The organism is Azospirillum sp. A1-3 (assembly GCF_023806445.1).
Classification (GTDB): Bacteria; Pseudomonadota; Alphaproteobacteria; order Azospirillales; family Azospirillaceae; genus Azospirillum.
The window spans coordinates 447,484-458,769 of sequence record NZ_JAMSLU010000008.1 but is presented as its reverse complement, the minus strand read 5'-3'; the positions used below and the strand labels follow the sequence as shown (position 1 = coordinate 458,769).

At 67.6% G+C, this 11,286-nt stretch carries 14 protein-coding genes; 10 read left to right on the top strand and 4 right to left on the bottom strand.

The genetic code is table 11. The features are described from left to right. Nucleotides 1-108 precede the first annotated feature (108 nt). The 4 genes from alr to M5E06_RS35090 all read left to right on the top strand — a co-directional run bounded on the left by alr (nt 109) and on the right by M5E06_RS35090 (nt 3,658). The gene (gene alr, locus M5E06_RS35105) at nt 109-1,227 is read left to right on the top strand and encodes an alanine racemase (protein ID WP_252142203.1); all 1,119 of its coding nucleotides are present in this window, start codon (nt 109-111) and stop codon (nt 1,225-1,227) included. A 99-nt stretch (nt 1,228-1,326) separates the two neighbouring features. Next, entirely contained in the window at nt 1,327-2,103 is a 777-nt protein-coding gene (locus M5E06_RS35100; protein ID WP_109073578.1) for an MlaE family ABC transporter permease, read from the top strand. Nucleotides 2,104-2,113: 10 nt separating this feature from the next. Then, complete coding sequence (locus M5E06_RS35095; RefSeq protein WP_109151157.1) at nt 2,114-2,890, top strand: ABC transporter ATP-binding protein; 777 nt, start codon at nt 2,114-2,116, stop codon at nt 2,888-2,890. Between the two features lie 87 nt (nt 2,891-2,977). Then, the gene (locus M5E06_RS35090) at nt 2,978-3,658 is read left to right on the top strand and encodes an endonuclease III domain-containing protein (RefSeq protein ID WP_252142202.1); all 681 of its coding nucleotides are present in this window, start codon (nt 2,978-2,980) and stop codon (nt 3,656-3,658) included. Nucleotides 3,659-3,660: 2 nt separating this feature from the next. Here M5E06_RS35090 and M5E06_RS35785 read toward each other — a convergent pair whose 3' ends face one another. After that, on the bottom strand, nt 3,661-4,260 hold the full coding sequence (locus M5E06_RS35785; protein ID WP_286209140.1) for a CatB-related O-acetyltransferase: 600 nt from the start codon (nt 4,258-4,260) through the stop codon (nt 3,661-3,663). A gap of 236 nt (nt 4,261-4,496) precedes the next feature. Between M5E06_RS35785 and M5E06_RS35080 the strand changes: the two genes are divergently transcribed. Then, nucleotides 4,497-4,733: a DUF1178 family protein gene (locus M5E06_RS35080; RefSeq protein WP_252142201.1), complete on the top strand. Its 237-nt coding sequence runs from the start codon at nt 4,497-4,499 to the stop codon at nt 4,731-4,733. A gap of 164 nt (nt 4,734-4,897) precedes the next feature. Here M5E06_RS35080 and M5E06_RS35075 read toward each other — a convergent pair whose 3' ends face one another. After that, nucleotides 4,898-5,854 (bottom strand): peptidoglycan-binding domain-containing protein, encoded by a 957-nt coding sequence (locus tag M5E06_RS35075; protein WP_252142200.1) that lies wholly within the window; start codon nt 5,852-5,854, stop codon nt 4,898-4,900. Nucleotides 5,855-6,101: 247 nt separating this feature from the next. On the opposite strand from M5E06_RS35075, the gene M5E06_RS35070 reads away from it, so the two are divergent. Then, nucleotides 6,102-6,404, top strand: a complete 303-nt coding sequence (locus M5E06_RS35070; protein WP_252142199.1) for a hypothetical protein — start codon at nt 6,102-6,104, stop codon at nt 6,402-6,404. A 140-nt stretch (nt 6,405-6,544) separates the two neighbouring features. Here M5E06_RS35070 and M5E06_RS35065 read toward each other — a convergent pair whose 3' ends face one another. Both M5E06_RS35065 and M5E06_RS35060 read right to left on the bottom strand, forming a co-directional pair. Then, nucleotides 6,545-6,970, bottom strand: a complete 426-nt coding sequence (locus tag M5E06_RS35065) for a hypothetical protein (RefSeq protein WP_252142198.1) — start codon at nt 6,968-6,970, stop codon at nt 6,545-6,547. A gap of 13 nt (nt 6,971-6,983) precedes the next feature. Beyond that, nucleotides 6,984-8,441: a GH1 family beta-glucosidase gene (locus tag M5E06_RS35060; protein WP_252142197.1), complete on the bottom strand. Its 1,458-nt coding sequence runs from the start codon at nt 8,439-8,441 to the stop codon at nt 6,984-6,986. 149 nt (nt 8,442-8,590) lie between these two features. Between M5E06_RS35060 and M5E06_RS35055 the strand changes: the two genes are divergently transcribed. The 4 genes from M5E06_RS35055 (at nt 8,591) to M5E06_RS35040 (ending at nt 11,278) form a co-directional block, all read left to right on the top strand. Next, nucleotides 8,591-8,785, top strand: coding sequence for a twin transmembrane helix small protein (locus M5E06_RS35055; protein ID WP_109073584.1), 195 nt, complete (start codon nt 8,591-8,593; stop codon nt 8,783-8,785). A gap of 9 nt (nt 8,786-8,794) precedes the next feature. Continuing rightward, nucleotides 8,795-9,364: a cob(I)yrinic acid a,c-diamide adenosyltransferase gene (locus tag M5E06_RS35050; protein WP_252142196.1), complete on the top strand. Its 570-nt coding sequence runs from the start codon at nt 8,795-8,797 to the stop codon at nt 9,362-9,364. Between the two features lie 209 nt (nt 9,365-9,573). Next, complete coding sequence (locus M5E06_RS35045; RefSeq protein ID WP_252142195.1) at nt 9,574-10,323, top strand: electron transfer flavoprotein subunit beta/FixA family protein; 750 nt, start codon at nt 9,574-9,576, stop codon at nt 10,321-10,323. Nucleotides 10,324-10,339: 16 nt separating this feature from the next. Next, complete coding sequence (locus tag M5E06_RS35040) at nt 10,340-11,278, top strand: FAD-binding protein (protein WP_252142194.1); 939 nt, start codon at nt 10,340-10,342, stop codon at nt 11,276-11,278. Nucleotides 11,279-11,286 lie beyond the last annotated feature (8 nt).

Here is an 11,286-nt window from a genome sequence, read left to right as displayed (position 1 = left end):
CGCCAAGCAGCGTCACGGTCCGATCGGCACCGTCCGCCTCTACTTCGACGGCCAGTTCACCAAGTTCGGCGATCTCGACCAGCACCACCAGACCGACGAGTGACCAGAGTGACGAGCGACCTGAACCCGCGCGCCGGCGCCATCCTGACCGTGGATCTGGGCGCCGTCGTCGCCAACTGGACCCAGCTGCGCGACCGCGTGGCACCGGCGGAGTGCTCCGCCGTGGTCAAGGCCGATGCCTACGGGCTGGGGGTGGCGCGCGTCGTGCCGGCGCTGGCCGCCGCCGGCTGCCGGACCTTCGTCGTCGCCCAGTTCGAAGAGGCGCTGGCCGTCCGCCGCGCGCTGGAACCGGTGGCGCCGGAGGCGCAGGTGTTCTCGCTGGGCGGCCTGCCGGCGGGGTGCGAGGGGGAGTTCATCGCCAAGCGCATCCTGCCGGTGCTGAACCATCTGGGCGAGGTCGCGGCATGGCGGGCCTTCGCCGCGTCGCGCGGGGAGGGTCTGCCGGCGGTGATCCACATCGACACCGGCATGAACCGCCTGGGCCTCGGCCCCGACGAGTTGGATATTCTGGCGGCGGAGCCGGACCGGCTGGAGGGGATCGAGGTCCGTTATTGGATGACCCACCTCGCCTGCGCCGACGAGTTCGACAGTCCGATGACCGGGGAGCAGCGCGACCGCTTCCGCGCGGCGCTGGCGCGGCTGCCGAAAGCGAAGGCCAGCTTCGCCAACTCGTCCGGCATCTTCCACGGCAAGGACCACCATTTCGACCTCGCCCGGCCGGGCTGCGCGCTCTACGGCGTCAACCCGACGCCGCATCTGCCGAATCCGATGCGGGATACGGTGCGGCTGGATGCCAAGCTGCTGCAGGTGCGCAACTGCGCGCCGCCGATGACCGTCGGCTATGGCGCCGCCCACAAGGTCACCGGCCCGGCGCGGATCGCCACCATCGGCGTCGGCTATGCCGACGGCTACATGCGCTCGCTCGGCGGCAAGGGGCACATCTTCGTCGACGGCGTCGCCGCGCCCATCGTCGGCCGCATCTCGATGGACCTCATCACCATCGACGTCACCGGCCTGCCGGAGTCGGTGGCCCATGCCGGCCGGCAGGTCGAGCTGATCGGGCCGAACCGGCCGGTCGACACGGTGGCGGCGGAGGGCGGGACCATCGGCTACGAGATCCTGACCTCGCTCGGCCGGCGCTATCACCGGGTTTATGTGGGGGGCTGATCCCCCCTCCCTTGCAAAGTCCAAGGATGACCTAGGCGCTCATCGGTGCTATGACCGCATCGCCCAAACGAGTCTCTAACCAAGGATGCGGGCCGACTGATGGGTTTCCTCGCCGCTACCGGCCGGGCCTTCCTGATCTTCCTGGAAGCGACCGGACGCCTTGCCCTGTTCACCGGATCCGCCCTGTCGCACTGCGTGCGTCCGCCGCTCTATCCACGGCAGATCCTGCGGCAGATGATCGACATCGGCTATTACTCGCTGCCGGTGGTCGGGCTGACGGCGCTGTTCACCGGCATGGTGCTGGCCCTGCAGAGCTACAGCGGCTTCTCCCGCTTCCAGGCGGAGGGGGCCATCGCCACCGTGGTGGTGCTGTCGATCACGCGGGAGCTGGGTCCGGTGCTGGCCGGCCTGATGGTCGCGGGCCGCATCGGCGCGGCCATGGCGGCGGAGATCGGCACCATGCGGGTGACCGAGCAGATCGACGCGCTGTCGACCCTGTCGACCAACCCGCACAAGTATCTGGTGGCGCCGCGGCTGATCGCCGGCCTGACCATGGTGCCGCTGCTGGTGGTGGTCGCCGACATCATCGGCGTGTTCGGCGGCTTCCTGGTCGGCGTCTACCGGCTGGACTTCAACGCCGCCAGCTACATCAACCGCACCTGGGAATTCCTGGAACCGCTGGACGTGATTTCCGGTCTGGTGAAGGCGGCGATCTTCGGCTTCCTGATCGCGCTGATGGGCTGCTACCACGGCTACCACTCCAAGGGCGGCGCCCAGGGCGTCGGTGCTGCGACCACCAACGCGGTGGTGTCGGCCTCGATCATGATCCTGGTGTGGAACTACCTGATCACCGGCCTCTTCTTCTCGACCAAGTGAGCGCCAGTCTATGACCACTGTTCCCAAGATCGCGCTCAAGAACGTCTACAAGCATTTCGGCCCAAAGAAGGTGCTGAACGGCATCGATCTGGAGGTGGCGAAGGGCGAGTCGCTGGTCGTCATCGGCGGGTCGGGCACCGGCAAGTCGGTGATGCTGAAGAGCATCCTCGGCCTGCTGACGCCGGATTCCGGCTCGATCCAGGTCGATGGCGTCGAGACGACCCGGCTGCGCTCGCGCGAGCGGGAGAAGATGCTGCACAAGTTCGGCATGCTGTTCCAGGGCGCCGCCCTGTTCGACAGTCTGCCGGTCTGGGAAAACGTCGCCTTCGGCCTGATCCAGGGCGAACATATGCCGCGTGCCCAGGCCAAGGAAATCGCCATCGCCAAGCTGGGCGCGGTCGGCCTCACCCCCGACGTGGCGGAACTGTCGCCGGCGGAGCTGTCGGGCGGCATGCAGAAGCGCGTCGGCCTTGCCCGCGCCATCGCCGACGAGCCGGAGATCATCTTCTTCGACGAGCCGACGACCGGCCTCGACCCGATCATGGCCGACGTCATCAACGAGTTGATCGTGCAGTGCGTGAAGGATCTCGGCGCCACCGCCGTCACCATCACCCACGACATGGCCTCGGCCCGCAAGATCGCCGACCGCGTCGCCATGATCCATCAGGGCCGCATCATCTGGACCGGCCACGCCCGCGACATCGACAATTCGGGCAACGCCTATGTCGACCAGTTCGTCCATGGCCGGGCGGACGGGCCGATCAAGATGCAGATCAAGGCGCTCTGACCGGAACATCGCCGGGAGTCGCGAGTTGTCGGATGGGGGTCCTGCGTGACGCCCGGTCCGTTCAGCCCGTTCCCGGAGACGGCTCCAGTGAGTTTGCAGTCCGCGGCGTCCCAGACCTTCGACATCGACGAGGCGTTCCGCCGCCTGCGGATCGCCGTCGCCCCCTATCCCAAGGCGGCGATGTTCGAGCTGCGCGACCGCGGCCATGCCTCCCCGTTCGAGCAGCTGGTCGCCAGTCTGATCTCCGCCCGGACACGGGACGAGACGACGCTGACGGTCGCCGAGCGGCTGTTCGCGGTTGCCGCCACCCCCGCCGCCATGGCCGTCCTGCCGGAGGACCGGCTGGTCGACCTGCTGCACGGCGCCACCTTCCCCGAGCCGAAGGCCCGCGATATCCACGAGCTGTCCCGCCGCATCGTCGACGAGCATGGCGGCGAGGTGCCCGACACGCCGGACGGGCTGATGCGCTTCCGTGGGGTGGGTCCGAAGATCGCGGCGCTGACGCTGGCGGTGGGTTTCGACATTCCGGCGCTGGCGGTCGACATCCATGTCCACCGCGTCACCAACCGCTGGGGCTATGTGTCGGCGCGTACACCGGAGAAGACGATGGCGGCGCTGCTGGCGGTGCTGCCGAAGCGCTATTGGGTGGAGATCAACGAACGGCTGGTACCCTTCGGCAAATGGGTCTGCACCGGCGAACGGCCGCGCTGCTCCACCTGCCCGCTGCTGTCGATGTGCGCGCGGGTGGGGGTCACCGAGTCACGGTGATGTCAGCGGTCGAGGGCCGCACGAAGTGCGTTCAGGTCGCTTTTGCCAAACAGGTAGGGAGCGAACTTCCGCAGCTTGTCGGTCGGCCACGACCACCACTGCAGCGACAGAAGAAATTCGATATCGGCGTCCGCCAAACGTTTGCGGATGATTTTGGCGGGGTTGCCCGCAACGATGGCATAGGGCGGAACATCCTTCGACACGACCGCGCACGCCCCGATCACGGCTCCGTCACCGATCGTGACGCCTGAAAGAATGGATGCACCGTCGCCGATCCAGACATCGTTGCCGATGGTGACCGGTCCCTTGCTGTATGTGCTGTGCGGCCCGTTAAGCTCTGGCATCCATTGCGCCAACTTTTCCAACGGATAAGTCGATGCACCATGCATGGCGTGCATGCCGCCGAAATAGATGCGCACCCCTTCGGCGATTGAGCAGAACCGCCCGATCGTGATCCGCCCTGATTCCGCGTATGCAACCAGCTCAACCGGTGCCGAAAAGTAAGTGAATGCCCCCACGGAAACCGGACATGGCATTCCACCGATTGTGAAGTCATACAGATTATCCTGATCGCTCGCCTGATGCTTCAGCCTTAGATACATAATTTACGCACTTTCGATCAAAATACAGGCCAGCTGCTTTCGAATTATTTTCGCCGATCCCGTGTTTCGAGTGAAGTCATTTGAGTCGACCGGCATCTCTCACTCGGAGTCGGTTTGTCGATATGCACGCGGATGGGGAGCAGCGGGTCACGCCGGCGGCAATTGATGCAGATCCTGGCGAGTCACCGGAGGCTTGGCTAGAAAACGGCCGGGTTTCCGCTTTCCGAGGCTTCACGATGATCCTCTACGCCCTGCACTGCGCCTGCGGCCATGATTTCGACCAGTGGTTCGACAACATGGCCGATTATGACACCAAGAAGGCCACCGGCATTCCCTGCCCGTCCTGCGGCGGCACCGAGGTCGCCAAGGCCATTATGGCCCCGCGAGTCGGCAAGCCGCAGCCGGCGCCGGCGCCCGCCCCCGCCTGCGCACCGGGCGGCTGCGGCGGGGGCGGCTGTCCGATGATGATGTGAGGAGAAGGAGCGCGGAGGGTTGCCCCCTCACTCCCACGGCTTCGCCGCGGGTCCCTCCCTCCCCCTCTTCGAGGGAGAGGGGGCGATTTGCGATTCGGCGGCAGTCCCCTCTCCCACGATCGGACCGGCCTTCGGCCGGCCGAGGGTGGGGGAGGGGGCGAAGCTCAGCGCCGCCGCGCCTCAGCCGTCAGACGCGGGCCGGGCGTCAGTTCCTCCCGGCGGCGTGGGCCGCCGAAGCTCGGCTCGACGCGGGTGTCGCGCGGGCGGTCGTCGCCGGCCGGTGTGCGGCTGAGTGGATCGACGCCCTGGCCGCTGCGCCACCATGCGAAGCCGATGCCGCCCAGCGTCGCGGCGATCAGCCCGGCGACACCGGCACGCGCGGCGTTGGACTGCCAGACCGAGGGGGCCGCGCCGACCGCAACCGGTTCCTCCACCGGGACCGGCTTGCCGTCGGGCGTCGTCGCCGACACCGCCCCGCGCGGCGCGGCCTGCGGGACCGGCCCCTCGGACGCGCTGGCCGATGCGTTGGTCAATGGGCGCGGCGCGCTCTGGGGCGTCGGGACGGAAGGCGCCGCAGCGGACGCCGGGGCGCTCGCCGACGGGCGCGCCGCCGGGGCGGTGGTGGGCGCGCTGTGGCTGGCCGAAGAGGAAGAGGAGGACGAGGACGACACCGGGGCGCCGCCGAACTGGGCCATGCCGCCGACGCTCTCGTTGCCCGACTCGACCCGGCCGGTCGGGGCGGCGCGCGGAGTCACCTCCTTCTCGTGGCGGGTCTGGCCGACTTGGCTCTTGGACAGGCTGCCCATGGTCGGCGAGGCCTTCTTCTCGCGCTCGCCCATCATCCTGGCGATGGTGGCCTGGTCGAGGTTGCCGGTGGCGGGCAGGCCGACCGACTTCTGATAGGCGCTGAGTGCGGAGCGGGTTTCCGGCGTCATCTGGCCCTTGGCCCGGCCGCCGATGTTGAAGCCCTTTTCCTTCAGGATGGTCTGCGCCCACTGGATGTCGGCGACCGATGCCTCCGCCCTTGCCGGAGCGGGCGTTCCCATGGTCAGAGCCGACACCACCACCGCGACAGCCGCCACCGCGGCGCCACCATGCACCCGCCGCGAAATCCCAGACATTGCCTCTCCCTCCGTCCGTGACGCCAGACCGACTTCAGAGCCACGACACCTCCCCCCGAATCGGGGAAACTGGATCGTGTTACCAGATTGCGTCGCTTTTCCGGCGGCGATTTTGGTGCGTCTGCGTTGTCCGCCGCGCAGCGTTGCCGAAAAGGCGCGTTCCCGGAAATGGTGCGCGAAAATGGATCGGAACGCCCCGGCCGTGGTAGCGTCAAATCGGGGGCGAAAAAGGAGCGAGACGCAAGACATGACCGGGATCGACACCGCACGCCCGCGACTCCTGCCGGCCTTGCCGGGGCTGGCCTGCCTGTTTGCGGCCCTGTCCGCCATGGCCCTGCTGTCCGGCTGCAGCAGCCCGCCCGCCTACCGCGAGTGGACCGCCAGCCCGGATGTGCCGACCGTCGCCTACGACGAATGCACCGAGCAGGTGGACACCACCATGCGCCTGCGCGGCTATCCCCTGCGCCCGTTGCCGGAAACGCCGCAGTTCGGCTATCGCAAGGAGATGTTCGCGCTGTGCATGCGCCGCAAGGGCTATACGGCGGAGTGAGAATAAGCTTCTCTCGGTCGTCATTCCCGCGAAGGCGGGACTCCAGACCTGGCAAGCTTTTGCATTGGAAACTCTGGGTCCCCGCCTTCGCGGGGATGACGGCCGATAATAGTCTCTAAAGACTCACGGCTGATGACGATTTACCGGCCGCCGGCGAAATGCAGGTAGGCCAGGGCGCCCGCCAGCGTGCCGATCAGGATCACCGTCAGATAGATGCGCAGCGGCAGGGCAACGGGTTCGGCGGCCTTGTGCTTGCCCTTCAGTTTGTGAGGGCTTGCAGGGACGGGCTTCGGCGCCGGACGGACGGTCCCGCCCTTGGTGGGGCCCTTGGTCGGGTCGTACAGCTCGATCAGCGTCCAGTTGAACTCCATCCCCTCATAGGCGGAGTCGGCGTTGTAATCGAGCTGGATCAGCCGGAAATAGGCCCGCGGGTTGATGCCGACCATTTGGTCGAAGCGCGCCTTGGCATGGGCCAGCTCCTCCCCGACCTCCAGCGTCTTCCACCCCTTGCCACGCGCCTTCTGGATGGCGAATCGGGTCGGCTGGGGCGGACGGGGGGACGGCATGACCGCAGCGCCCTCAGGCCAGTGGAACGGCGTTGTTGCGGATGACCGACGCATACCAGTCGTAGCTGGCCTTGGGGGTGCGGGCCAGCGTCTTGCGGTCGACCTGGACCAGACCGAAATGGCGGCGGTAGCCCTCCGACCATTCGAAATTGTCCAGCAGCGTCCAGGCCATATAGCCCTTGAGGTTGCAGCCCTCGTCGATCGACTTGGCGGCGGCCAGCAGATGGTCGCGCAGATAGGCGATGCGGTCGCGGTCCTCGACACGGCCGCTCGGGCCGATGCTGTCGGGATAGTCGGCGCCGTTCTCCGTCACGTAGACCGGCGGATTGCCGTAGTTTTCCTGCAGTTCGGCCAGGATCTCGCTCAGCCCGTCCGGCTCCACCGGCCAGTCCATGCCGGTCTTGCGCGTGCCCTCCGGCGCCGAGCCGTAGCCGGTGCCGAACAGCCCTTGCGGATCGGGCTGCTGGTGCATGCGGCTGTAGTAATTGACGCCGAGGAAGTCGACCGGCTGCTTGATGCGCGCCAGATCGTCGGGCTTGGCGATGCGGGCGAAATCGGCCTCCAGCAGGTCGGGGAAGCGGCCCTTGAACAGCGGGTCCAGGCAGGAGCGGTTCCACACCGCATCCCACATCAGCGATGCCGGATAGTTCGAGTCGAGTCCGCCAACCGGCCAGGACGGCTGCAGCGACAGCACGGTGCCGAGCTGCCAGTTCTTGCCGCCCGCCTTGCGGAGCGCCGCCAGCGCGGTGCCCTGGGCGAGATTCTGGTGATGGATCGCCTTCAGGCAAGTCTCGCGGCCGGTCAGACCGGGCGCATGGCCGCCGGTGCCGTGGCCGAAGATGGCGACCACCGACGGCTCGTTCAGCATCACCCAGTGCTTGGCGCGGTCGCCCAGCCGGGCGGTCACCGCCAGCGCGTAATCGGTGAACCAGCCGGCGATGTCGCGGTTGGTCCAGCCGCCGCGATCCTGCAGGGCCTGCGGCAGGTCCCAATGGAAGAGGCAGGGCCAGGGCTGGATGCCTTTCGCCAGCAGCGTGTCGGTCAGCCGGTCGTAGAAGTCCAGACCCTTGGCGTTCACCGCACCGGTGCCCTGTGGCATCACCCGCGGCCAGGCGATGGAGAAGCGGTAGGCCTTCATCCCGGCCCGCGCCATCAGGTCCACATCCTCGGCATAGCGGTGGTAATGGTCGCAGGCCACGTCGCCGGTGTCGCCGTTGGCGATTCGCCCATAGGAATGGCTGTAGGTATCCCAGACGCTGGGACCGCGCCCATCCTCGGCGACCGCGCCCTCGATCTGGTAGCTGGAGGTGGAGACACCCCACAGGAAGTCGTCGGGGAAGGACATCGACGGCGCCGCGGTTCCGGGAGCCGCCTGGACGGGCTTGCGGCTCAGCGTCGTGAAGGCACCGGTGCCGACCGCGGCGACCGCGGTCGCCTTCAGGGCCGTCTTCAGGAAAGTCCGCCGCCGCATCGCCTGCATCTCCACTCTATCCGCCGATCCCGACGCCGCGCACTCTATGCGGTCCGGCGGCGTTGGCAACCGGGGGATTACCCGGAACACCGATTTCAAGGGCCCGCGTCGCCATAGGCGCGGGCCGGATGCTGGGATATAGTGGGGCCATGCAAAATCTTTTCCCCATCCTGATGGTCATGGCGATGCTGGCGGTGGTCGGCTCGCTGTTCGTCGGCCTCTTCTTCATGGCCCGCGGCGGCCGGGGCGATCCCCGCCGCTCCAACAAGGCGATGCGGCTGCGCGTGATGCTGCAGGGTGCGGCGCTGCTGCTGTTCGTTCTCGCCATCCTGACCAAAGGCTGACGGTTCCCCATGGTGAAGCTGACCAAGATCTACACGCGCGGCGGCGACGCCGGCGAAACCTCGCTCGGCGATGGCAGCCGGGTGCCGAAGCATGACCGCCGCGTCGCCGCCTATGGCACGGTGGACGAGGCGAACGCCGTCATCGGCATGGCGCGCCTGCACACCGCCGGCCTGACGGAAGCCGACGCCATGCTGGGCCGCATCCAGAACGACCTGTTCGACCTGGGCGCCGACCTCTGCACGCCGGAGGAGGAGGAGCCGAAATACCCGCCGCTGCGCATCATCCAGGCGCAGGTCGACCGGCTGGAGGCGGAGATCGACGCGATGAACGCCGATCTGGCGCCGCTGACCTCCTTCATCCTGCCCGGCGGCTCTCCGGCGGCGGCGCATCTGCATCTGGCGCGCACCGTCGTGCGCCGGGCGGAACGGCTGATGACCGATCTGGCGCGGCACGAACTGGTGACGCCGGCGGCGCTGAAATACGTCAACCGGCTGTCGGACCATCTGTTCGTGCTGAGCCGGGTGGTGAACCGCAACGGGGCGGACGACGTGCTGTGGGTGCCCGGCGCCAACCGCTGAGCCGTTCCGGCATTCACGCCCCCTTCACGCCCCATTCACGCCCAGGTGGCAGAACGGGGGCCGCGACAATCAGGCAGGCACATGAGCCCGCCCGCGCATCCGGCGCGTCATTGACAGTGGTAATGCCAGATCCTATGGTCCGTTCGCAACCACAGCAATTTTCGCGGTGTTCGCCGTAACAGGCGCGCGCTCAGCAGCCAGGGTGAGTTATGAAAGTCCTCGTCCCCGTTAAGCGAGTGGTCGACTACAACGTGAAGATCCGCGTCAAGGCGGATGGCAGCGGCGTCGAGACCGCCAACGTGAAGATGAGCATGAACCCCTTCGACGAGATCGCCGTCGAGGAAGCCGTGCGCCTGAAGGAAGCCGGTACGGCGACCGAGATCGTCGTGGTCTCCGTCGGCCCGACCCAGGCCCAGGAGACCCTGCGCACCGCTCTCGCCATGGGGGCAGACCGCGCCATCCTGGTGCAGACCGACGTGACGACCGAGCCGCTCGCCGTCGCCAAGGTGCTGAAGGCCCTGGTCGAGAAGGAGGCTCCCGGCCTCGTCATCCTCGGCAAGCAGGCGATCGACGACGACTGCAACCAGACCGGCCAGATGCTGGCCGCGCTGCTGGGCTGGGGCCAGGGCACCTTCGCCTCCAAGATCGTTGCCGGCGACGGCAAGGTGGCGGTGACGCGCGAGATCGACGGCGGTCTGGAGACGGTGGAGCTGAAGCTGCCGGCGGTGGTCACCGCCGACCTGCGCCTCAACGAGCCGCGCTACGCTTCGCTGCCCAACATCATGAAGGCGAAGAAGAAGCCGCTGGAGACCGTCGCCCCGGATGCGCTGGGTGTCGATGTCGCCCCGCGTCTGAAGACGCTCAAGGTGACCGAGCCGGCGAAGCGCCAGGCCGGCATCAAGGTGCCGGACGTCGCCACGCTGGTCGACAAGCTCAAGAACGATGCGCGCGTGATCTGAGGGGGATGAACTGACCATGGCCAACATTCTCGTCATCGCGGAACACGACGGCGCCTCGCTGAAGCCCGCCACGCTGAACGCCGTTACCGCCGCTTCCAAGATCGGTGGCGACATCCACATCCTGGTCGCCGGCAAGGGTGCGCAGGCCGCCGCCGATGCGGCCGCCAAGGTCGCTGGCGTCGCCAAGGTGCTGCTGGCCGACGATGCCGCTTACGAGCACCAGCTGCCGGAAGACGTCGCCCCGCTGGTGGTTTCCATCGCCAAAGGCGGTTACGGCCATGTCCTGGCCGGCGCCACCTCGGTCGGCAAGAACCTTCTGCCGCGCGTCGCAGCATTGCTGGACGTCGCCGCCATCTCCGACATCACCGCCGTGGTGTCGGCCGACACCTTCGAGCGGCCGATCTACGCCGGCAACGCGATTGCCACGGTGCAGTCGGCCGACCCGGTGAAGGTCGTCACCGTCCGCACCACCGCCTTCGAGACCGCCGCCGCCGAAGGCGGTTCGGCCTCGATCGAGCAGGTCGCGGGCGCCGGTGCGGCCGGCCTGTCGAGCTTCGTCTCGGCCGAACTGACCAAGTCGGAGCGTCCGGAGCTGACCGCCGCCCGCGTGGTGGTGTCGGGTGGCCGCGGCATGCAGTCGGGCGACAATTTCCCGATGCTGGAGGCCCTGGCCGACAAGCTGGGTGCCGCGGTGGGTGCCTCGCGCGCCGCCGTGGACGCGGGTTTCGTGCCGAATGACTACCAAGTCGGGCAAACCGGCAAGATCGTGGCGCCGGAGCTGTACATCGCCGTCGGCATTTCGGGTGCGATCCAGCACCTCGCCGGCATGAAGGACAGCAAGGTCATCGTCGCGATCAACAAGGATGAGGAAGCGCCCATCTTCCAGGTCGCCGATTACGGCCTCGTCGCGGACCTGTTCAAGGCCGTGCCGGAGCTGACGGAAAAGCTTGGATAAGGCGCGCT